Here is a 22,769-nt window from a genome sequence, read left to right as displayed (position 1 = left end):
GGATGTCCTGTTGGAATTGCAAAAATGCGAGGGTGATTTGTGCCACCCTCGCATCCTTTCATGCGTTGCTCAGGCGCTGCCAAGAACAATGTCGCTAGTCAGAAGATCGACTCCAACCAAGGTGATGGTCGTGACCTGTCCGCCCGTTTCGGTGACCGACACGATGCTGTCTGCGCCGTCGTTGTCGATCTGGACAACCGCGTTCTGGTCGCCGTTGAGCACCAGCGTGTCTCGCAGATTGGCGTCTGCATCGAAGCCGGTGACCTGGTACTGGTTCTCGGTGAACGACAGATCGACGTTGAAGGCATCCCGCTCACCGCCCGTGCCCACCAGCGTGTAGTCGAAGGTGCCGGTCAAGTCGTTGGCGAACAGGTTGGCGTCGAACGTACTCGTCGCCGAGTCTCCATCCCTGTCGGTCACCGTCGCGTTGAATGTCAGCTGGACATCGCTGGCCAGGCTCTCGGTCTGCTGAATGAACTCGATCACCGGGATCTTGATCGTGCCCAGGCCCATCGTGAGCTGAACAGCGTCGATCAGCGTCGCATCCGCTTTCTCGATGACGAAGGACGTCTGTCCTCCGGCCTCCGCGGTCAGATCAGCGGCAAGAACCTTCGTCGGCGAACCCGAGGTGGTGCCGTCCGCGTAGTAGATCGTGTAATACAGCTCTTCCGTTGCCGGGTTGTACCCTTGCACCGAGTTGTCGATGAATACTTTCATGCTCGACAACAAAGACTCGGGATTGATGACGAAACTCTCGTCACCGGCATTGATGCCTGCTGTCGTGTTTCCATCCAGGTTATTGTTGGCGATGCCGATACCGGACGTGCTGACGTTCATGTTTGCGGCGCCGATGAACGCAAACCCGCCACCTTCTATCTGTGCTTCGGTGAGGTCGGGCGCTCCCAGTCCGATGGCGGAAAATATATCGCTTGAGGACGTGGTCGCGTTAACACCAAAAAAGACAATCTCCTCGGATGGCGAAGGAATAGTTGGTGGATCCTGCTCTGGGATTAACAAGGTGCGCACGGGGTCCGGGCCGCCGGCACCGAGGGCGCCATCGGCACTGCTGAGAACGACCGTCGAACTGAAGCCTTGCACCAGATCCAGTACATAGCTGCCATCGGCCAAGGCACTCAGCGTGTAGTCGATGATGGTATCCGCCGTGGCCGCGTTGTTGTCGAAATCGCCGGTCAAGGTCCCGGCGAATTGGTACGCGCCATTGCCGTCCGGTGAAGGCGACTGCTCGGTGAGTGTGGCGGTCCCGGTCGTGGTGGTGTTGTCTGGCCTGACGAGGGTGAACGAGCTATTCACCGAAATATCCAGACCGTCCGCATCCAGCCCGTCGGCACCGGCCAAATGACTCCAGTACCCGGTTTGTGGCAGGACACTACCGCTGCCGATCAGGTTACCAAAGGCGAGTGCAGGGCCATCATCTTCGAAAAGCATCTTGGAGCCGATTTCGGCGGTCGCAACAGCGGTTTGGAGCAGCGTAAAACCACCGATGTCAAAGTCGGCGTGGGTATTGCCCCTGGCGTCGAGGGCTGCTCCGTTCTCGACGAGCACGCGGTTGTGATCCGACGCTGTGGTGTATTCAATCTGGTAGCCGGCTTTAACGCCGGTGATGGTTGCAACCCCGTCAGTAATGCTGATGACAAGGGCCGGATCAGTCACCAATACGCCTGAATTGAAGACGCGCACATTGGTGATGGCAATCGGCGTATCGCCGTCATAGCCGTTGATGAAATCCTCGCCAGGTTCAGCAGCGGTGCTGAATGCGCTGATTTTTACCACGGCACTCTTGCCGCTTTGCAACTGCACGACCTCGAAGCTGGCCATCTTCGCGTTGAAGACGTCGGTAAAGTCGATGTTGGATTCAACATCTGCTTCGGTCGGACTCAGGTTGGGAATGGTCACATCCTGCCGGGCACCGGTGACGAACGAAAAGCGGATGCCATCCTGTTCCGTAATCATCTGACTGTTGGTGCCGAAGGTGGTCGGGTTAGCCGCCTGGCTGGTAATGATCGTGTCGCCAGTGTTGATATTGGTGCCGCTTGACTCGTCTGCGGGGTCTTTGCCGGTGGCGATGATGGTTGGATCCGTGATCCGCAAGACACCACCGTCGTCGACAACTGTCGGGTTCGCCTTCGTGAACATCAGGAAGAGGTTCGCACCGGAAGGCACACCGGCCAGGCTGAATTCCAGATCCTGACTGGTTCCGACGAACACCTTATCCAGCAGATTGAGTGAATCATCGGGGTTCGTATCATCTGGATGCTTGAGCGGTTGGTACTCCACGGTCCAGATCTTGCCGCCCGAGACCGGCGATCCGGTTTCTTCGATATAGGCGGCGAACACGATCGCGCCGGTAGCGCTCCCGGCTCGGCCCAGAAGGATGTTGTTGTTCGTATCCGTGTAGAGAAGGATGCTGGTGCCATCGAGGGTAAACAATCCGCTGTCGACGCCATCGAGCGGTGCGCCCGTACTGTCGACGAAGCTGATATCGGTAATGCTTGCTCCGTCGGTGATGGTGAACGCATTGCTGCCCGTGTCGCCCACGGCACCGGTATAGCCACTCAACGCTGCACCCGTTGCGGTCCCGGCACTCAGTGCGGTCAAACGGGTAGCGAAGGCCGAGGGCAGGGATGCCACCAGAATGTCGTTGTCGTCAGCGTCTCCCGGTGGGGTTGGCGTGGCGGTGGCGTTCTGCAATCCGGCCGTTTCATCCAGCGAAACGTTCACGCCGGTAATTCCAATAGCCATGATTTTTCTCCCGGGGTAATTGCGGTCATCGAGGCCTGACCGTTGACCATAGTTCGCAACTATGAGCATGCGCCGGGGGTTGCGCATCGGCCGATACTCCCAAGCGGGATGGGAGTTTCAGACTATCTGGATGAGGGAACAGCACGAGGGGATGAAGGAACGGTGCCGCCTATTCCGTTTGTGAATGAGGACATGTCGCAAGGCTCACAGTGGCCATAAAAAACGGCCTGGCCCCTTGCGGGAGCCAAGCCGTGTATCTGCAGCGGTTTTCAGACAATGTCAGTGCTTGCGATGTCGGTCACCGGATCAAAGCACCAAATCTGTCGGTGCCAAGTTGGTCACTCCCACCAGTTCGACCACGACAGGATTTTCGATATCAATCGTCTGGACAGCGGTGGAATCGCTATCTCTATCGACGACCTTGAAATCCAGCGTCAGATCAAGGGTAGCGGGTGTAGTCGTGGTGGTGGAAAAACCAGCATCGATGATCTTCAGCGGATTCGTACTCGTATCCTCCGCAATCGTGTTTCCAGGCCCGACGAGACCACTGACCGGCTGTGCGGAAGTGCTGCTTGCGCCATCGGCACCGACATCGCGATTCAGATTTATCGCGCTGCCCGTAAGGCCAGCATCATTCGAAAGAATCTGAATACCCTTGATGAGCCAGTTATCACCGCTCTGAATGTTGAAATCATTACTTTCAACAATCAATAGAGCATCATTATTGTCCAGGAACGGGTCGTTCGGATCGGCCAGGTCGTTGGCGATCAGGGCCTCGTACTTGGTTCCAACAAGATCGGTATTGACCGTATCGTTCTCGTACACATCGCCTTGGTCGACGTAGATGGCACGTGTTGTAGTCGCGCCGGTACTATCAGCAAGACTGACTATAAGCACAAGATCATCGCTTTCAGTCTCGTATCCATCGAACTTGATAAAGAAATCGGTCGCGTAACTAAAATCGGTCGCGCCCAGATCTCCTTTCGGATCAGTCTGGAAGAAGTTGATGTTGGCCGCTTCACCGGCCTGGATCGTATTTCCGGAGACGCCCAGAGCCGTGCTGGACAAGGTTACCGGGGCCTGCGTGCCGCTCACAAGCTCACCTTCCGCCACGGCAGTATTGCCGTTGGCACTCAGTGGTGACTCGAAGCCCGTGATCTGGATGAAGAAACCTTCACCAAGCTTCCCGGTGGCCACAGGTGATGGGCCACTGGAAGGGCTCATGCCACCCACGTCATACGTTTCGTATCCAGTGCCTTCGCCCAGCGTGACGTCTTGCGTCGTTTGCAGCGCATCCATCTCGAAGGTGTAGGTGTCATTGACTTTGTCAAACACCAGCGTGCCTTCCACCAGTTCAGGATCGGTGGCAGCGTTGCGGTCGTGATCGTATTTGAACGACACATCAAACGTGGCAGCGTCGAGATTCTCCGAATCCCAGGTGACCGTTGGATCAACGATCGCAACATCGTTCGCCGTACCAGCGAGGGCGAGTTCGGCAAAATCACTGTCCGCTGCCGAAGAGTAGGTCGGCCCGCGCTGGTCCGCACCTAACGAGTAGGCGAACTCACCCGAAAAGGTCCATGACGTCGCACCCAAAGTGGGATCGCCATCTTGCACAGGGGCTGTTGATATAACGGGCGTATCGTCGTCGACGGTGATGACCAGTTTGTCGGCCGCGGCCGTCACTGTGTCGCCATCGTAGTCGGTGGCCTGCAGCAGCGTGCCCAGGTTGATAGTGATGTCGTTCTCGTCGTTGCCAGCCGCGTGATCCAGCGGCTTGAGCAGCGTGAAGCTGTACACACCCGCTGCGGTGAGACTGAACGTGAACACGTCGGCACCGCCTACGCCTGCCTTGGCGGTGAGGGTGTTGCCCGCGACGCTGTACACCAGCGCCACCCCCCCCGAGTTCAGCGCCGGCAAGCCGCTGGTGTTACTCGACAAGGCATAGGTCAGCGGCGTGTCGGCGCCCGACTGGAAGATGCCAGTCACGCTGCCGCCGGCCGTGGTTGCCTCGCCCTCCACGTCGCCCGTACCACCGGCAATCCCATTGGTCAGGCCGTCTTCGTCGACGGTTCCCGTTGCGGCAGTGCCGGTCGCGGTCGGCGTGTCGTCGTCGACGGTAATGACCAGTTTCTCGGCCGCGGCCGTCACCGTGTCGCCATCGTAGTCGGTGGCCTGCAGCAGCGTGCCCAGGTTGATAGTGATGTCGTTCTCGTCGTTGCCAGCCGCGTGATCCAGCGGCTTGAGCAGCGTGAAGGTGTAGTCACCCGCTGCGGTGAGGCTGAAGGTGAACACGTCGGCACCGGCTACGCCGGCCTTGGCGGTGAGTGTGCCGCCCGCGACGCTGTACACCAGCGCCACTCCACCCGAGTTCAGCGCCGGTAAGCCGCTGGTATCACTCAACAAGGCGTAGGTCAGCGGCGTGTCGGCGCCAGACTGGAAGATGCCGGTCACGCTGCCGCTGGCCGTGGTCGCTTCGCCAGTCACGTCGCCCGTACCACCGGCAATGCCATTGGCCAGGCCGTCCTCGTCGACGGTTCCCGTTGCGGCAGTGCCGGTCGCAGTCGGCGTGTCGTCATCGACGGTGATGACCAATTTCTCGGCCGCGGCTGTCACCGTGTCGCCGTCCTTGTCGGTGGCTTGCAGCAGCGAGCCCAGGTTGATGGTGATGTCGTTCTCGTTGTTACCGGCCGCGTGATCCAGCGGCTTGAGCAGTGTGAAGGTGTAGACTCCCGCTGCGGTGAGACTGAAGGTGAACACGTCTGCACCGGCTACGCCGGCCTTGGCGGTGAGTGTGCCGCCCGCGACGCTGTACACCAGCGCCACTCCGCCCGAGTTCAGCGCCGGTAAGCCGCTGGTATCACTCGACAAGGCATAGGTCAGCGGCGTGTCGACGCCAGACTGGAAGATGCCGGTCACACTGCCGCTGGCCGTGGTCGCCACGCCATCCACGTCGCCCGTACCACCGGCAATGCCATTGGTCAGGCCGTCCTCGTCGACGGTTCCCGCCACGGCGGTCCCGGCCGCCGCCGGCCCGTCGTCTTCGAAGTTTATCCGGGAACCGATTTCCGCTTTCGTAATAGAGGCTTGGAACAGGTGGAGGCCATCGATATCAAAATCGGCGTGGGCATTGCCCTTGGCGTTGAGAGCCGCCCCGTTCTCGATGAGTACGCGGTTGTGAACCTCCGTTGTGGTGTATTCAATCACGTAGCCGGCTTTAATGCCGGTGAGGGTTGCAACCCCATCAGCGTCAAAGCTGATTTCAATGGTCGTGTCATTCTCCGGTCCATCTGAATTCTCTATCACCGTCCCGGAGCTGTTGAGGACGCGCACACTGGTGATGGGAATCGATTCATCATCTGCATATCCGTCGATGAAATCCGTTTTAAGTTCAGGATCGGTACTGAATGCGCTGATTTTTACGACAGCACTCTTGCCGCTTTGCAACTGCACGACGTCGAAGCTGACCGTATTCACATTGACGACGCCGGTAAAGTCGATGTTGGATTCAACGTCTGCTTCACCCTGACTGAGGTTGGGAATGGTCACATCCTGCCTGGCACCGGTGACGAACGAAAAACGGATGCCTTCCTGTTCCGTAATCATTTGGTTGTTAGTGCCGAAGGTGGTCGGCCCGCCTGCCTGGCTGGTATTGATCGTGTCGCCAGTCGTTATGCTGATGTCGTCGCCCGGGTCGTTGGGGTCAAGCCCGGACTGATTCGCCGGTAGCTTGCCAGTGGCAATGACGGCGGGATCGGTGATCCGCACGACACCGCCGACCGTTTCAGTTGCCGGGTTCGCTGTTGTGAACATCAGGAAGAGGTTCTGACCGGAGGGCGCATTATCGAGACTGAATTCCAGGTTCTGACTGGCTCCGATGAAAACCAGATCCGTCAGATCGACCGAGTCATCGGGGTTCGTCGTACCTGGATGCTTGATTGGTTGGTACTCCACGGTCCAGATCTTGCCGCCTGTGACCGGCGATCCGGTTTCCTCGATATAGGCAGCGAACACGATCGCGCCGGTTGCGCCTCCGGCTCGGCCCAGAAGGATATTGTTGTTCTCGGTATCGGTATAGAGAAGGATGCTGGTGCCATCGAGGGTATCCAGTCCGCTGTCAAAACCATTGAGCGGTGCGCCATCGCTGCCGACGAAGCTGACATCAGTACCGCTTGTTGCACCGCTGATGGTGAACGCATTACTGCCCTCGTTGGCACCGTCATGGCCACTCAAGGCCGCATCCATTGCGGTACCTGCCGCAAGGGTGGTCAAACGGGTAGAGAAGGCCGAGGGCAGGGATCGCGCCGTGTCGTTGTCGTTAGCGTCTTCCCCAGGGCTTGAAGTGGCGGTGGCGTTCTGCAAACCGGCCGTTTCGTCCAGCGTAACGTCCACGCCGGTCGCCACGATGCTCAACGAATTTTGCTCAATAGTCATGACTTTTTCCTGGGGCAGTTGCGGTCATCTAGGCCTGACCGTTGACCTTTGGTCGCCACTATGGATAAACGCCAGGGATTGCGCATCGGCGGATACTCCCAAACGGGCTGGGAGTTTCGGACTACTCGGAGGGGAGGCGGGAGGAGGCGTGAGGGCGCGGCGTGGCAGCGATCAGGAACAAAAGGTCATTATGCTGGGGGAATTGGCAGTGAATCGAATGCCGGATAACGTCGTTCCGCCCAACTAAACAATCAACCCTTTACCAAGCGCTGGTCCTCGATAAAGGGTTTTGACAGCTCACAACGACGTTCTGACCACCAACGGACAATCAACGGGCTGGGCACCCTCTACCTCAAGGGTCTCGATCAGATGCCGGGCCGCATTGCGACCGATCTCGTAGTACGGCAATTGCACCGTGGTCAGCGGCGGGATGAACAGTTCGGCGATGCCGATCATGTTGTCATAGCCGAGCACGGCGACATCGGCGGGAATTTTCAGGCCTCGGCCCAACAACAGCTGATAGGCACAGAAGGCAATCCGGTCGTTGCCACAGATCAGGATGTCGAATTGCGGGCGACCCTCGATGATGTGCCGGTCGAGGATGGCTGCGGTTTCACCATAGGCGTCGTGATCGGAAAGGTCGTATTGCACCAGTGCCTCAGGCGCGAGGCCAAATGCCTGGCAGGCACGCTGCAGGCCTTTTTGTCGCAGGCCCCAGGCCAGGCTCTGTTTGGGCAAGTTGATACACAGGGGACGTCGATAGCCTTGGCTCAACGCGTGATGCACGGCTCGATACTGCCCCGTTTCGTCATCGGGCACATAACTGACCAGGCGACTGTCATCTGCCAGGCAATTGGCGAGCACCAGGGGTTTGCTCTTCAAGCGTTCGGGAATGCACACCTGGCGAAACCCCATGGCGCTGAAGATCAACCCGTCGGGACGGTGCGACAGCATCAGGTCAATGTTCTGGTCGGTCGGCGGGTTGCTCAACAGGTTGAGGATGAACACATTCCAGCCCGCCTGCTGCGCGGTCTGTTCGATGGACAGCAGCAACTCGACCGCGAACGGTGTGGTCGCGGTGTCCAGCGCGAACACTCCGATGGTGCGCGACTGGAGGTTGTCGCCGCGCATCTTGCGCGCCGACAGGCTCGGTACGAATTGCAGTTCGTCAATGGCGCGACGCACCCGCTGAAGGGTTTCGGGGCTCAGTTTTTCCGGATTATTGAGCGCTCGAGAAACCGTCATCAGGGACACGCCGGCCAGCTGTGCAACGTCTTTCACTGAAGTCATGCGAGGCGAGGCCGGTCAGGTTGACGCAGGATCATGACACAGGGCCCGGGTTTCCCGCGACTCGAATGACGCCGCTCACAGCCATCCCGAGGCCAGAGGCCATGCCTTGGGAATCGAGACACGCCCGCCACTCCCATTGGCAAACAGCTTCACGCCCAGACTGTCGGGTCGCGGATAGAGACGGCTGCTGAAGCTGAAACGACCGTTTTCGTCGAACACCTCGATGGACGAGCGATCGAGGAACACTCGCAATTCCAGTCGTTCTTGAGTCGGGTCAATCGCCACGCTGCGCTGACCGGTGACTTGCGCACCCGCACGGCTGCGGTCAAGCACCAGACGTTGCAGCGACGCATCGTAATAGAGCAGGGTTTCTTCATGACCATCGTCGCTGCAACGCAAGGCGATTCCGAGGTGACCATCAGTGCAGCCACGCAAATCCAGATGCACATGAATTTCGAGCATCTGGCCATTCACTTCCGGCACCCACCGACTTCCCGAACCCTCCCACCAAGACACGCCTGGCAATGGCGCCATGCGCAGGGCGGTTAGCTCCCGTGCCGGATACACGCAAAGGCGATCGGCGTGCAGTTCAAGTTCGCGCGGCACACCGAGCATGCCGCACCAGTGATGAGCCTGGCTCGGCATCGGGCTTTCCCACATGTCGAGCCACGCCCACACAAGGCGCCGGCCATCGGCGGCCAGAAGCGTTTGCGCGGCATAGAAATCGTGGCCGTTATCCAGCTCGATAAAAGGCCCGCCGGTGAAGTGCCACTCGCTGTCGAGTCGGCCCACTCGATAACCGGTCTGGTACTTGTTGAGCCGCTCGTAACCCTCGGGTTGCATGCCTTGGGGGGAGTAGAGCAGCACATCGCGCCCGTTCAGCCGGAACAGGTCCGGGCATTCCCACATGTAGCCATCGCCCTCGCTGCCGCTGGACACATAGTCGAGGAATTCCCAGGTGTGCAGATCCGCGGAACGGTACAGCGGCAGCAACGGCACATCGCCCAGACGTGCGCCGGCAATCAGGTACCAGCCGTCATCCTCTTGCCACACCTTGGGGTCACGAAAGTGCATGATCGAATCGTGCGGCGCGGTCTCGATGACGGCGCCATGCTTGACGAACCGGATGCCGTCGCTGCTGGTGGCCAGGCACTGGACTTGACGGATCGAGCGCTCGTCACCCACTTCACCCAGCCAGGTGTGCCCGGTGTAAATCAGCGCCAGGGTATCGCCACACACCACCGCGCTGCCGGAAAAACAACCATCACGGTCGAAGTCATCGCCGGGCGCCAGCGCAATGGGCAGATGCTGCCAGTGGACCAGATCGGCGCTCTTGGCATGCCCCCAATACATCGGGCCCCATTTCGAGTCGAAGGGATGGTGTTGATAGAACACGTGGTATTCGCCACGAAAGTACACCACCCCGTTAGGGTCATTCATCCAGCCCACCGGGGGGGCAAGATGATAACCGGGACGATAATCATCGATGACGCGGGACAGGCCATCACTCAGCGCATGTTGCGCAAGCTCAAGTGCAGCGGACATTGGAACACTCATGGAATTCAAAGACACAGTCATAGGGCGCTTGCTCGTGCCGAGCGCTGAGGGACGCCAGCCGGCAGGGTTTCAATGGCGTGTGGATGACGGCTCAAGGCCGTGCCGTCGGCGTCGAACAGGTGCAGGTTGTCGATGTCCAGTTGCAGCTCAACCCGATCGCCCGCTTGCCATCCGGCGCTGACCTCGCAACGACAGATCAGTGGTTCGTCCTGACCTGTCTCGAGGTGCACATAAGTTTCGCTGCCCAGGTATTCGACCGCGGTCACCATGACGCCAGTGGTACCATCCGCCGCTTTGAGCGACACGTGTTCCGGACGAATCCCCAGGCTCAGCGGTGTGCCTGCCGCCAGGTTCGAGCTGTCGAAGGGCAGGGAGGTGATACCCCACACGAGGGTATCGACCAGGCTGGTTTCGCCTGGCGTCTGCAGGCGCGCCGACAGAAAATTCATTCTGGGCGAACCGAGAAAACCGGCGACAAAGCGGCTGGCCGGGCGCTCATAGAGTTCACGCGGTGAGCCGACCTGTTCTACGCGACCGCCATTGAGCACGACAATTTTGTCGGCCAGGGTCATCGCTTCAACCTGATCGTGGGTGACGTAGATCATCGTCGAGCCGAGCCGATCATGCAGCCGGGCAATTTCGTTGCGCATCTGCACCCGCAAGGAGGCATCCAGGTTGGAAAGCGGTTCGTCGAACAACAGAATATCCGGCTCCCGCGCCATGGCTCTGCCCATGGCCACACGCTGACGCTGCCCACCGGACAGTTCCTTCGGCTTGCGTTGCAGCAGTTTGTCCAACTGCAGGATTTGCGCAGTCTTCAGCACGCGCTCGCGCAGGCTGGTCTTTTCAGTCTTGGCCAGTTTGAGACCAAAACTGATGTTGTCGTAGACGCTCATGTGCGGGTACAGCGCATAAGACTGAAACACCATGCCGACGCCACGCTCCCGGGGCTCCAGGTCGTTGACCCGACGCCCGTCGATCAGCAGATCGCCGCCGCAGATCGAATCCAGGCCGGCGATCAGTCGTAGTAGGGTCGATTTTCCGCAGCCCGAAGGGCCGACGAACACCACGAATTCACCCGCCGCGATTTCCAGGCTGACGTCGCGAAGAATTCGCGCGCCGCCCAATTGTTTGTTTACGTTGTCCAGTTTCAATTTGATCACGATGCTGTTCCTTGTCTTTGTTGGGCATCAACCCTTTAACGCGCCGGCAGTGAGACCGGAAACGATTCGGCGCTGGAAGATCAGCACCAGAATCACCAGTGGGACGGTGACCACCACCGATGCAGCCATCAACAACCCCCAAGGCAACTCATGGGGGCTGCCGCCGGAAATCAGGGCGATGGCGACCGGCACCGTGCGTTGCGTGTCGGTGAGGGTGAAGGTCAGGGCAAACAGGAACTCGTTCCACGCGGCGATGAAAGCCAATAAGCCAGTGGTGACCAGTGCGGGCCAGAGCAGCGGCAATAGCACGCGGGTCAGCGTGACCCAGGGCGAGGCACCATCCATGATTGCCGCTTCTTCCAGTTCATGGGGCAGTTGCCCCATGAACGTGGTCAGCACCCAGACGGTGAAGGGCAGGGTGAAAATCGTGTAGCTCAGGATCAACGCCCAGGACGTGTTGTACAGGCCCAGCGCGCGGATCACTTCGAACAGTCCCGACAGCACCGCGACCTGAGGAAACATCGACACGCCAAGAACCATCATCAAGACCGTGCCACGCCCCCGAAACTTCACCCGGCCCAAGGCATAGGCGGCGGTCAGGCTGAGGAACAGCGCCAGGGTCACCACACACAGCGCAACCACCAGCGAGTTGCCGATCGCCCGCAGGAATGAGGCTTGATTGAGCACCGCCGCGTAGTTGGAGAAGTCGGGGTTGTCGATCCAGTAGCTCACCTCGAACAAGGCGCTGGACGGCTTCAGCGACGTCACGATGGCGTAGTAGAAAGGGAAGACCGCATACACCAGCAACACCCCGATCAGACACCAGAACCCGAGGCGCAACAGGGCTTTTTTCAGTAGGCGCAGGTTCATGAGCGGACCTCCAGTTGACGGCGTCCGAGGTAGAGATAAAGCAGGGCGATGACCGCAACCACCAGAAACAGTAGTGTCGAGGCCGCGCTGCCGTAACCGACGTCCTGGAACTCCACCAGGTGCTGGCGGGCATACACCGACATGCTCATGGTGCTCGATGAGTTCGAGGTCAGCACATAGATCACGTCGAATACCCGCAGCGAGTCGAGGATGCGGAAGATCGCCGCCACCAGCAGTGCGGGCATCAGCAGGGGCAGCGTGACACGCCAGAACACTTTCAGCGGATGAATGCCATCGACCCTGGCGGCTTCGTAGCAATCGCTCGGCAACATCTGCAACGCGGCCAGCATCAGCAGTGTGACAAACGGGACGGTTTTCCAGACATCGACGATGATCACCGCCCACATCGACAGATCCGCATCGGCCGTCCAGGCCAGAGGGGCGTCAATCAGGCCCAGGCTCAGCATCAGGTGATTGATGATGCCGAACTGGTCGTTAAGCATCCATGACCAGATCTTCGCCGAAACAATGGTCGGAATCGCCCAGGGAATCAGAATCATCGCCCGCACCAGCGAACGGCCGGTGAACTTGATGTTCAGCAGCAACGCCACCAGCAGCCCCAGTACGACTTCCAGCCCCACCGACACCACGGTGAAATGCAAGGTGTTGCGCACCGCGTTCCACCATTGCGGATCGACCAGAATGCCCGACCAACTGGAACCGTTGTGGAACAGATAATTGCCAAAGCCTATGAAGGTTCCGCCACCGGTGTCCGCCAGGTTGGCGTCGGTCAGGCTGAACCAGAATGTGCGCAGTAGCGGCCAGGCTGCCACCAGGGCCAGACATAGCAACATCGGCGTCAGAAATAGCCAGGCGGCGCGCACTCGGCGACGTTGTACGGGCGTTTCCCTGGTGAGCAGAAGCTCATCACCGGGGGCATGGGTTGTAGAGACAGACATGGTGATTTCCTTCCTTGTGGCTTACCAGTTCCGGCGTTTGATGCGCGTGAGTTCGCTTTCCAGTTCCGCCAGCGCCTGATCGACAGGCAACTCGCCCGCCAGCACGCCATGCACTCGATCGAAGAACGCATTGGAGACCCGTGGATAGCGATCGGCAGTGATGGAGGCGGGGCGCATGACCCCATCGTTGAGAATGCTGTGCAGCTGAGCGTAATAAGGCATGGCCGCGAGCAATTCGGGGTCTTGATACAGCGATTCGATAACCGGGTTATAGGCGCCTATCAGGGCACGGTGTTTTTGCTCTTGGGCACTGGTCAGGTAGCTCACCAGTTCGGCGGCCAGTTTTGGGTGGGCGCTGTACCGCGATACCGCCAGGCCCCAGCCTCCGAGGGTGGATGCATGGGTGCCGGTCTCGCCGCCGCGGGGCAGGGGAGCGACCCCGACCTTGTCTTTTACGGCACTGTCCTGACCCTGGACCAGGGCCCAGACATACGGCCAGTTACGCATGAACAGCGCATTGCCCGACTGGAATACGCCCCGGCCTTCTTCCTCGGTGTAATTGAGTACGCCGCGCGGGGAGATGTCGCCGACCCAACTTTTGGCCAGGGTCAACGCTGTTCTTGAGGCCTGACTGTTGACCACAATGTCGCCTTGTGAATTGACCAGTCCGCCTTGCGGTTGACTGCTGATCCATTCCAGCGCATTGCACGTCAGGCCCTCGTAGGCGCGCCCTTGAAAGATATAACCCCAGGCATTGGGGTTTCCGGCGGTGCGCTCAGCCTGTTGAACAGTTTTGGCGGTAGCGGTCATTTCCTCCCAGGTCCGGGGCACCTGCTGGTTGTACTTCTCCAGCAAGTCCTTGCGGTAATACAGCAGGCCCGAGTCGGTGAACCACGGCATCGTCACCAGCCGTCCGTTCACCGTGGCGTTGTCCACCTGTGCCTGGAAATAGCCTTGGGTCGCGTTGGCAGGAAGCACCTCGCGCAGATCCAGCAAATGTTTGGCCAACATCCCCGGCCACACCATATCGATTTGAATGATGTCGATGTCGCTGGACTGCGCACTGAGGATCTGTTGATAGAACGACAATCGCTCGGTGGCCGAGTTAGGCGTGGAAACCACCTCGACGTTGTTGCCGGTCTGTTTCGACCACGCCTGGACAGCCTCTTTGCAGAGTTGTAATTCCGCACCTACCGCCCCACACGAGATCGTCAAATCGGCTGCGCTCGAGAGGGATGGAAGCCCGGCGCAGAGGGTAAGCAGTGCTGCTGGAAGAAGAGATTTGAGGTGTTTCATAAAGCCCTCTTTATTTTTGTTTTTAGAAAAGTTAACGTTAACATCGCCAAATGTAGCAGCGTATTTGCGATGAGGCATCCTTTTTTTCGTGGATTTTGACAATTAACAATTCACGAAAAAAAGGCCGGTCGCAGGACAGAAAAATAAAAACAAAACAGGAAATCCCCCATGCAGAAAGCATCAAGCTGGCTACTCGCAGGCGTACTCGGCACCTCGGCGGCCACCTCTCAGGCCGCGACCCTGGAACAACGAATGGCCGCGTTTGAAGCGCGCGCCGCCGCTGCGGAAAAACGCGCCGCCGCAGCCGAGCAGCAAACCCAGGCACTCGCCAGGGAATTGCAGCAGATCAAACTGGCGACTCCCGCCTTGCAGCCGGCGGCATCCACTGCAGCCGCCACTGCGGCGCCCACTTTGGACACTCGACTGGCAAAACTCGAAGCCCGTCAGCAAAGCATGGAAAAGCAAGACAGTAGCGGACACCTGACTGACGGTTTCAGCTTCAAGGGCTACGCCCGCTCCGGATTGCTGATCAACGATGGGCTGGGGGGGGGTCGTGGCGGCCCTTATACAACGCCTGCCGGTTCAGTCGGTGGTGCCGTCGGGCGACTTGGTAACGAAGACGACACCTACATGCGCATAGACCTGTCGAAAGAAATCTATGCGCAGAACGGCACCCGTTCCAAATTCACCGTGTCCATCGCCGACGGTGTGGAAAGTTCCAACGACTGGACCGCCGACGAGAGCAATTTGAACGTGCGTCAGGTGTTTACCGAGCTCGATCATCTCGCCGCCTTCAAAGGCAATTCAGTGTTCGAGAACTCCACCCTGTGGGCAGGCAAACGATTCGACAGAGACAACTACGATATCCATTGGCTGGACTCGGACGTGGTCTTCCTGGCCGGCACCGGGGGTGGTATCTACGATGTGCAGATGAACAAGGACTGGCGCTCGAATTATTCCTTGATGGGGCGTAACTATGGGGATTTCAGTGAGGGCGGTGTCAATGCCGATGTGGAAAGCTACATCCTGACCTCCAACCAGTTCTTCGATGATGGTCAGTGGCAGTGGATGTTCAATGGCATTGGCTCAAAGAAAAACGACTTTGCCACTCGCACCAATGAAGCGGGCCTGACGCCTGCGGATTCCGGCTTGCACAGCATGCTGGCCAATCACCAGAAAGACTTTTTCGGCCGCGAAGGCTTCTTTAAAACGGCGCTGCTCTACGGGCAAGGCCTGGGGGCAGAGGTCAAGAACATCGGTGCGGATGGTGAGCTGATCGACGATGCCCGTGCGCTGCGTCTGGCGCTATACGGCGAGACGCCCATTGCCCCCGGCTGGCGCATAGGCCCCAGTTTGCTGGCCGAACAAAGCAAGGACAGATACGTCAAGGGTGACGACTACCGCTGGATGACGTTGAACATGCGGTTGGCCAATGAAATCAACAGCAATTTCGAGATGGCCTACGAGATGAGCTGGCAAACCATGGACCTCGACCCCAAGGGCTACATGCAGCGTAATGCAGTCGACGGCAACTTCTGGAAATTCACGATTGCCCCGACATTCAAACCTGACGTTGGAGACCTGCTCACACGCCCTGAATTGCGAGTATTCGCCAGCCTGATGAACTGGTCTTCGGATCTGGACGGATACAGTTCCACAGACAACTTCGGCAAGTCGGACTTCAACGCCGGCGGTGTATGGCAGTACGGCATACAGATGGAAACCTGGTTCTGATGTCGGCTTCATCTGTGTAGGCGCCAGGCTTGCCGACAATGCCAGTCAGTTAAGCGCAATCCATGTGGGAGCGGGCTTGCTCGGCGGCACAGTCAACATTGATGTCGCCTGATACGCCGCTTTCGCGAGCAAGCCCGCTCCCACAGGTTCCGCGCCTTAACTGACTGGCATTGAAGGCTTGCCGGTAAAGGCGTCTTTGAAAGCGCCTTCGCCGGCAAGCCTGACGCCTACGAAGCGTTCATGAGGCGGTTTTTCCACGTTGAATCACGATCGGCGGCTCGATCAGTTGCAGTTCGAGCGCCCCCGAGGCTGGCACGAAGCGCGGGCCAGTGCTTTCAGGCGTTGCCCGCAACCTCCAGGTGCGCTGCACCTTCGCCAGTTTGGCGACTCCCGATCCCAGGGACCAGCGCCGGCAGACCTTCTCCAGCTTGAGTGGGTAAATGGTCAGTTGGTCGCCTTTGAAGTGCATACGCAGGAAGCATTTGTGGTCGGCGATGCACTGCGAGGAAAAAACTGCCTCGCTATGTAGCCCCCAGAAAGTGTTGCCCATCACCATCCAGGCACCGAACAACAGGCCTCCCAAACTGCCGCCGAGCACCAGCGTTTCGGCCAGGAACAACACAACCTGGTGCAGGTTTTCAACCTCCAACTGCAGGTAGTGGATGTTGACACGGCCCATCAGCCACAGCAGCCCGATCGCCAGTCCCAGATGAAGGAGCCCGTGAACAGCCCCAATGGCATAGGCGAGCTTTCGGGTGCGCTTGACCCCGGCGGCTGAGAACACGGCGCAACCCAGCACGATGATCACGGCGAACATCACCGACGAAGGACTGTGTGACAAGACCAGGAGCAGATGTCGCCAGACTTCGCTGATGTTGGGAATAGACGCCTGGAGGTCGGACAACACGTCCATCAGGCTGCGGTTGCCTCGTGCCAGGTGGGGCACCGTGCTGGCGCTTTGTACCATCCAGTCGAACATCAGATACAAGATGGCCAGCATGGCGCAGAACGAGAAATTGCGGGTAGGCAGTCGCCATGCCCGGTTACGCAGTTGCTCGGAGGTCTTTTTGGTCGGGTAGACCGCCGCCAGTTCGTAGTGCTGGCGGGTTCCGCCCACGTTGATCGGCTTGGGCGGATCGGGAAGGTGATGGGTGGCATTCAAGAAGGCGCCGCCGCCTCCACAGGTGATGCGCTGCGGCGCCGGGGTGCCCGCTTTTGGCTGATAGCGCGCGTAATGGTGTGAGTCGCCGGCCAGAACCACCGCAAGGTGGTCACCCAAGAGTTCCTCGATCTCGCGCAGGCTGCGAAAGCGCGGCGTCTGGGTTTCGATCGAGGGCAAGGCCTTGCTGTCCTCCCGTGCCAGCCGTTCGGCCTCGTCCACCCAACTCGGCTCGGGTGTGCAGAGGATCACGCGATCGCCTGGTTGCAATTTGGCGTGCATCTGCTGGAAGTATTGCTTCTGCTGGCGGTCGATCATGGATTCAAACTGCAGATCCAGGCCCCAGACCCACCAGCCATTGGGCAACTGCAGCACGTAGTAACCAGTGCGCTGGCGGGTGTCCCAGGCGCCGATGGGCTTCTGCTCGCAAAACAGCTGGGAGAAACCGCGCAGACCGTCATACCAATCGTGGTTGCCGGGCGTCGCCAATATCCACGGCGCCCCCGGCTGCCTTACGGGCTGGGCCTGGTCATCAGGTCGTTCCTTGGGTACCGGCGCGGGAAATGCGGCGCGGAAGGGATCGAGGAAACGAGTGCGATACCCGTTACCGGCCGGTGTGGGATAGACCTGATCGCCGCCGAGCAGCAGCACGTCGCCGCGCGGTAATGAGAGCTGGTGTTCCGGCAACTCGACAGCATGGCTGACACACAGCGCCATCGAGTAGGTGGAGTCCCAGCCATCGCCGGTATCGGCCAGATAATCGACCCACACGTCACCGTCGGCAACCACCTGGATGGGCGGGTTAGAGTCCCGGGGGTTGAGCATCGCCAACACTTCGCGCGGGTCTGCGAAGGCTCCCATCGTGGTGGCGACAGCCGTTTGCAAGCCCGTGCGCATCAGCTGCAACGGGCCCAGCCAGTTGACCATCGCCTCCTGGGTGTAAAGCTCGATTCGGCTATTGAGCGTGGGAGATTGGGTGGAACGGGTCATGGCGAGGGGCGGAGTGTGCGGCGTATGCACCTCTCCAGCGCGAAATTCAATCGAATGCTCCTTCATCATCCAGCCTCCATTGCTGTAACGAGTTCAGGTACCTCAAAAGGGTGATCTTTTGTCGGTCGATTCAGAATAGGTCAGTTACGCGATGGCTGCCGATTCAGGAGATGCTGTCGTGAACGGTTCCCGAAAACGTCGTTTCTACCGGCCCGATGAGAAAGACAGGTCCCACGCCATCCCATTGAACCGTTACGGTGCCGCCATCACATTCAACCTCAACGCAATGGTCTAGCAAACCACGACGAATGCCGTTAACGGCGGCGCCACAAGAGCAGGAACCTGAACCGAGTGGAATCCCGCCTCCGCGCTCCCAGATACGCAATCGAATGTGCTTTCGATGAATGATCTGGACGAAATGCACATTCGTCTTGAGGGGGAAAAGAGGGCTGGTTTCAATGGTCGGTCCGAGGGTCGCTATATCGACGGCGGTGAGATCATCGACGAAATAGGTGCAGTGCGGATTGCCCATACTGGTCGCGGCTGGGCCACCCGCCAGGGGTAAAACAGCCGTATCCAGTTCCAGCGCCAGGGGAATTTCCGCCCAGCCGAAAAGCGGTTCCCCCATGTTGACGGAAATCGCACCGCTTGAGGTCCGCTCACACGTGAGTAGGCCACGGTTGGTTCGCAGTGTTATCGACGTCGTATTTGATTCGCGCATCAGCCTATCCGCGGCGCCCCGCGTTGCGCTGCCACACGCATCCAGGGTGGAACCATCGGCATTCCAGAACATCAGGCGCGCAACGGCATCATCGCAATCGAGCAGCACCGCGAGCTGATTGAACCCGATTCCTCGGTGCCGATCACCCATTCGCCGGGCCATGGCGCTTGTCACTGGATTGGCCGAATTTCGCGAGTCCACAATGACGAAGTCATCGCCATTGGCGTGCATTTTATGAAAACTTAGCGACATAAAAGGATCCTGCCCCAATCGCATAAAAATGGACCCGCCACAATAGCGGGTCCGAAAGGAGGATCAGAGTGTCGGCATCTGCCCGATGCGCCCGAACATTTCGGTCACGATCTGCAGGTCCAGCAGGAACTGGTCGACGGTCTTGAACTCGTTGTCGTTGTGGCCGGTGTACTTGACCTCGGGCCTGGCCAGGCCGAATTGCACGCCATTGGGCAACTCATGGACCGATGTGGCGCCGGCAGAGGTGCCGAACTTGTGTTCCATGCCGAGGTTTTCGCTGGCCACGGCCAGCAGGGCTTTGACCCATTCACCCTCAGGGTTGCGGTGCATCGGCTCGGCGATCGAGTAGTCAAAGGCCGCCGTAATCTGGGTCTTCTTGCTCCAGATGCCAAGCTTGTCGGCGATTTCGGTCTTGAGCACTTCCGGGGATTTGCCTTTGGGCACCCGCAGGTTGACCGCCAGCTTGAAGGTTTTTTCATCCATCCCGACGTAGGTCAGGGATGCGGTCAGCGGTCCCATGAAGTCATCGGAAAAGCCGACCCCTAATTTGCCACCCAGGTAGTCCAGACCCCAATTGTCGGCGGCGTAGCGAGCGGCATTGGTGATGTGGTTGTGCTTGAGCGCGACCTTCCCGTCGAGGCTGTTGATGAAGTTCAGCATCCTTGCCACCGGATTGACACCTGACTCGGGCTCGGAGGAGTGGGCAGAAACGCCGGTGACCGTCAGTTTGACGTCCTTGCCGACGACCTTGGCGCTCACCTCGAAGTTGCCGCCATTGCGCTTGGCATAATCGCTACCTGCCTTTTGCAGGCTGGCAGCCAATTCAGCGGGCTTGTCGGTTACCAGGGTGGCGACCGACGTCGATGGAATCTGGTTGGTTGCCAGGCCGCCCGTCATTGCAACGATTTCGGCGCCTTTACCCTCTGCGGCGCGACGAGGAAAACTGGCCATGACGGTGCCGTAGCCTTTCTCGGCAATCACCACCGGGTAGCCGCCATCCAGCGCCAGGTTGTAGTTGGGCGTCGGGTTGTGTTCGAAGTAATAGGGGATGGCGTCGCCGGTGGTTTCTTCGGTGGTGTCTACCAGCAGCTTGAAATTCCTCGCCAGCGGCAGCTTCTCTTCCTTGATGATCTTCATGGCGTAGAGCGCCACCACGATACCGTTCTTGTCATCCTCGGTGCCCCGGCCATACAGGCGGTCACCGACCAGGGTGACCTTGAACGGGTCGAGTCGGGTGCCGTCTTTCAGGACCCAGTTCTCCGGCGTCACGGGCACCACATCGGCATGCGCGTGAATGCCTACGACTTCGTCGCCATTGCCTGCGAGGGAGATTTCATAGACGCGGTTGTCAATGTTGCGAAAACTCAGGTTGAACGCTTGGGCAAGGCCTTTGAGCTTGTCGGCGATCTTGATGAATTCGGGATTGTCGTGCTGGGCAACGCCGTCCACGCGGAAGGTCGGGATTGCCACCAGCTCGCGCAGAGTCTCGGTGGCAGCGTTGCCGTATTTCACCCGTGCATAGAGGCCAAGCAGGCGATGGATCTCGTTCTGTTGTTCAGCGGTAAGCGGCTTGTTGCCCTGAAAGGCACTGATCGCCGGGCCGAGGTCGCTGGCGTGGGCAAGGTCGCTCTTGGCCAGGCGTCCCAGGAATTGCCTGAAATCGGCGACGGAAGTGTCACTGAACGTCTTGAGGATGGTCGCGCTCTGTTGCGGGGTGATGTTGGCGTGCGCTGACGTGGTGAACGACGAAAGGCTGGCCAGCATCAGGGTTGTCGCGGCCAAGTGCTTGAGTGAAAAATCCATTGTTAGGGGCATTCCTTTGCAGGCAGGTTGTAAGAAATATCTGGTCGATGAGTCAGAAACGTTTCCAAACTAACACCACAAAGCAGTGGTACGGGAGTCCCTGGAGTGGGATCTGTCGCACAAAAATGCAAAAGCGACGCAGAAACGAAAAAAAACGGGAAGGTTCCCTAGGCTGTTCATTTAAGAAAGTCTTGAGTCAGTAGAGAACCCGTGGCGAGGGAGCTTGCTCCCGCTTGAGTGCGTAGCACTCACAAAAATCGGCGATTGTTGTCAGATTTTTGGGGCCGCTCCGCAGCCCAGCGCGAGCAAGCTCGCTCGCCACAAAAGTAGGGTTCTACCAACGCAACTCGAAGGCATTTTTTGCGCCCGACTGAATGCTGCTGCCCAAGCGTGCGTACTCGCGAGAAAGGGTGTCGTGCAGCCATTGACAGTCATCCCCTTCGGCGCGACAGATGCGAAAGCCACGCAAGTGAGTGGGGATCAGGTCCAGCGACTGTAGGTGCCCGTTCGGGTCCAGCGAGGCAAAGTACAGAAGCCCCAGGTCGCCGCGAAAGGCTGTGTGACCCTCGATGCCTTCGTAATCGTTCAGCAGATCACCGCAGCCATAGAGAATCAGGCGTTCGCGATACACCTCGATGCCCTTGATGTGGTGCGAGGAATGCCCATGCACGACGTCAACTCCGCCTTCGTCGATCAAGGCATGGGCGAACCGGACCTGCTCGTGCGGGATATCGAATCCCCAGTTGCCGCCCCAATGAATGGAGACGATTACCAGGTCCCGCGGTTTTTTGTCCTGAAGTATCCGTTCGGCCACAGGGCGCAGGCTGCGCATCGACAGATCTTCCAGGCGCGCGACACCCGCGCGCCTGTCTGTGGCGGCCCAGTCCGACGGAATGCCGCTGTCAGGTGCGCCGAGGCCATACACCAGCAAGCGTCGCCCGCCAGGCTGCGGCAGCACCGCGGGCGCTTCGGCCGCTTGCCGGTTGTGCCCGGCGCCGGCACTGCACACGCCGTTGATCGACAAGGTCTCCAGCGTATCGGCCAGGCCGGTTGCTCCCCAGTCCAACACATGGTTGTTGGCCAGCACGCAGCAGTCGATGCCGGCGGCGCTAATGGCCGGGAAGTTCTCCGGGGTCATGCGGTAATTGATGCCTTTTGGCGCCGGTCGTCCGCGGCGCGACACCGCGGTTTCCAGATTGATGATGCGTGCGTGTGGCTGGCGACGTTCGAACTCATCCAGCGCAGTGCCCCAGACATAGGTGAAATCGACGGGGAGGGGAATCGGGCCATTGAGTCTTTCCGCCAGCCGGACATAAACGCCGGCATTCTTGACGTAGTCCTCGTAAAGCTGCGGATCGCCAGGATGTGGCAATACTGCGTCGATGCCACGGGCGGTCATGACATCGCCGGCGAGAAACAGCTTCAGTGAATCGGTATCAGCCGCCATGGCACCCTCCAGCATCAAGAGTAAGCATCTGTTTTAAAACAAATATATTTTTGTATTGGCCTTCCCAGACGAAGAGAAAGTTGATAAATTGCCGCCCGTTCTTGCAGCGGCCCTTACAGGGCTTGTAGCGCAAGGGCACTCGCTACAGATACAGGGGCGTCGCCAAGCGGTAAGGCAGCAGGTTTTGATCCTGCCATGCGTTGGTTCGAATCCAGCCGCCCCTGCCATTTTCCTGATACTCATCCAAGTATGGCCCCGCCGACAGGCAGTGCGGGAGTCCTGGAGAGTCGTCTTACAGAAAACGCCAACGCCGATCCGGCCTGGCGTTTTTTTA

The 22,769-nt window shown here is 59.1% G+C and carries 13 protein-coding genes and 1 tRNA gene; 2 read left to right on the top strand and 12 right to left on the bottom strand.

Annotation, left to right across the window (positions count from 1 at the left end; translation table 11 throughout):
• Positions 1–69: 69 nt before the first annotated feature.
• From ABH909_RS18685 to ABH909_RS18650, 8 genes are all read right to left on the bottom strand, one after another.
• Positions 70–2,760 carry a DUF5801 repeats-in-toxin domain-containing protein gene (locus ABH909_RS18685; protein ID WP_429435977.1) on the bottom strand — a complete coding sequence of 897 codons (2,691 nt, stop codon included), beginning with the start codon at positions 2,758–2,760 and terminating at the stop codon, positions 70–72.
• Between the two features lie 306 nt (positions 2,761–3,066).
• Positions 3,067–7,194, bottom strand: a complete 4,128-nt coding sequence (locus ABH909_RS18680) for a DUF5801 repeats-in-toxin domain-containing protein (protein WP_429435975.1) — start codon at positions 7,192–7,194, stop codon at positions 3,067–3,069.
• Positions 7,195–7,491: 297 nt separating this feature from the next.
• Positions 7,492–8,484 carry a LacI family DNA-binding transcriptional regulator gene (locus ABH909_RS18675; RefSeq protein ID WP_429435972.1) on the bottom strand — a complete coding sequence of 331 codons (993 nt, stop codon included), beginning with the start codon at positions 8,482–8,484 and terminating at the stop codon, positions 7,492–7,494.
• Positions 8,485–8,559: 75 nt separating this feature from the next.
• Positions 8,560–10,062, bottom strand: coding sequence for a glycoside hydrolase family 32 protein (locus tag ABH909_RS18670; protein WP_429435969.1), 1,503 nt, complete (start codon positions 10,060–10,062; stop codon positions 8,560–8,562).
• Complete coding sequence (locus ABH909_RS18665) at positions 10,059–11,204, bottom strand: ABC transporter ATP-binding protein (RefSeq protein WP_429435967.1); 1,146 nt, start codon at positions 11,202–11,204, stop codon at positions 10,059–10,061. Before ABH909_RS18665 ends, ABH909_RS18670 begins: the two co-directional genes overlap by 4 nt.
• 27 nt (positions 11,205–11,231) lie before the next feature.
• The gene (locus tag ABH909_RS18660) at positions 11,232–12,074 is read right to left on the bottom strand and encodes a carbohydrate ABC transporter permease (RefSeq protein ID WP_429435964.1); all 843 of its coding nucleotides are present in this window, start codon (positions 12,072–12,074) and stop codon (positions 11,232–11,234) included.
• Entirely contained in the window at positions 12,071–13,033 is a 963-nt protein-coding gene (locus tag ABH909_RS18655) for a carbohydrate ABC transporter permease (protein ID WP_429435961.1), read from the bottom strand. Before ABH909_RS18655 ends, ABH909_RS18660 begins: the two co-directional genes overlap by 4 nt.
• 21 nt (positions 13,034–13,054) lie before the next feature.
• The gene (locus ABH909_RS18650; RefSeq protein ID WP_429435959.1) at positions 13,055–14,329 is read right to left on the bottom strand and encodes an ABC transporter substrate-binding protein; all 1,275 of its coding nucleotides are present in this window, start codon (positions 14,327–14,329) and stop codon (positions 13,055–13,057) included.
• Between the two features lie 168 nt (positions 14,330–14,497).
• On the opposite strand from ABH909_RS18650, the gene ABH909_RS18645 reads away from it, so the two are divergent.
• Positions 14,498–16,063, top strand: coding sequence for a carbohydrate porin (locus ABH909_RS18645; protein WP_429435957.1), 1,566 nt, complete (start codon positions 14,498–14,500; stop codon positions 16,061–16,063).
• A 238-nt stretch (positions 16,064–16,301) separates the two neighbouring features.
• On the opposite strand, the gene ABH909_RS18640 is transcribed toward ABH909_RS18645, so the two are convergent.
• From ABH909_RS18640 to ABH909_RS18625, 4 genes are all read right to left on the bottom strand, one after another.
• Positions 16,302–18,278, bottom strand: a complete 1,977-nt coding sequence (locus tag ABH909_RS18640) for a preprotein translocase subunit YajC (protein ID WP_429439976.1) — start codon at positions 18,276–18,278, stop codon at positions 16,302–16,304.
• Between the two features lie 97 nt (positions 18,279–18,375).
• A complete protein-coding gene (gene dapF, locus ABH909_RS18635) occupies positions 18,376–19,185 on the bottom strand; it encodes a diaminopimelate epimerase (protein ID WP_429435954.1) in 810 nt (269 codons plus the stop codon).
• 63 nt (positions 19,186–19,248) lie between these two features.
• The gene (locus tag ABH909_RS18630) at positions 19,249–20,988 is read right to left on the bottom strand and encodes a dipeptidase (protein ID WP_429435951.1); all 1,740 of its coding nucleotides are present in this window, start codon (positions 20,986–20,988) and stop codon (positions 19,249–19,251) included.
• 334 nt (positions 20,989–21,322) lie between these two features.
• Entirely contained in the window at positions 21,323–22,435 is a 1,113-nt protein-coding gene (locus ABH909_RS18625) for a CapA family protein (RefSeq protein WP_429435949.1), read from the bottom strand.
• A gap of 152 nt (positions 22,436–22,587) precedes the next feature.
• Here ABH909_RS18625 and ABH909_RS18620 point away from each other — a divergent pair.
• Positions 22,588–22,662 (top strand) — tRNA-Gln (locus tag ABH909_RS18620).
• The last annotated feature ends 107 nt before the right edge of the window (positions 22,663–22,769 follow it).

This window comes from Pseudomonas sp. BS3782 TE3695, assembly GCF_050435305.1.
Taxonomy (GTDB): domain Bacteria; phylum Pseudomonadota; class Gammaproteobacteria; order Pseudomonadales; family Pseudomonadaceae; genus Aquipseudomonas.
The sequence above is the reverse complement of the archived record's forward strand: the minus strand, read 5'-3'. Positions and strand labels throughout refer to the sequence as shown.

Coding starts and splice junctions, on each gene's coding strand:
- ABH909_RS18630 (WP_429435951.1), bottom strand. CDS start 20,988: ATGGATTTTTCACTCAAGCACTTGGCCGCGACAACCCTGATGCTGGCC.
- ABH909_RS18640 (WP_429439976.1), bottom strand. CDS start 18,278: ATGAAGGAGCATTCGATTGAATTTCGCGCTGGAGAGGTGCATACGCCG.
- ABH909_RS18685 (WP_429435977.1), bottom strand. CDS start 2,760: ATGGCTATTGGAATTACCGGCGTGAACGTTTCGCTGGATGAAACGGCC.
- ABH909_RS18625 (WP_429435949.1), bottom strand. CDS start 22,435: ATGGCGGCTGATACCGATTCACTGAAGCTGTTTCTCGCCGGCGATGTC.
- dapF (WP_429435954.1), bottom strand. CDS start 19,185: ATGTCGCTAAGTTTTCATAAAATGCACGCCAATGGCGATGACTTCGTC.
- ABH909_RS18645 (WP_429435957.1), top strand. CDS start 14,498: ATGCAGAAAGCATCAAGCTGGCTACTCGCAGGCGTACTCGGCACCTCG.
- ABH909_RS18670 (WP_429435969.1), bottom strand. CDS start 10,062: ATGACTGTGTCTTTGAATTCCATGAGTGTTCCAATGTCCGCTGCACTT.
- ABH909_RS18660 (WP_429435964.1), bottom strand. CDS start 12,074: ATGAACCTGCGCCTACTGAAAAAAGCCCTGTTGCGCCTCGGGTTCTGG.
- ABH909_RS18655 (WP_429435961.1), bottom strand. CDS start 13,033: ATGTCTGTCTCTACAACCCATGCCCCCGGTGATGAGCTTCTGCTCACC.
- ABH909_RS18680 (WP_429435975.1), bottom strand. CDS start 7,194: ATGACTATTGAGCAAAATTCGTTGAGCATCGTGGCGACCGGCGTGGAC.
- ABH909_RS18675 (WP_429435972.1), bottom strand. CDS start 8,484: ATGACTTCAGTGAAAGACGTTGCACAGCTGGCCGGCGTGTCCCTGATG.
- ABH909_RS18650 (WP_429435959.1), bottom strand. CDS start 14,329: ATGAAACACCTCAAATCTCTTCTTCCAGCAGCACTGCTTACCCTCTGC.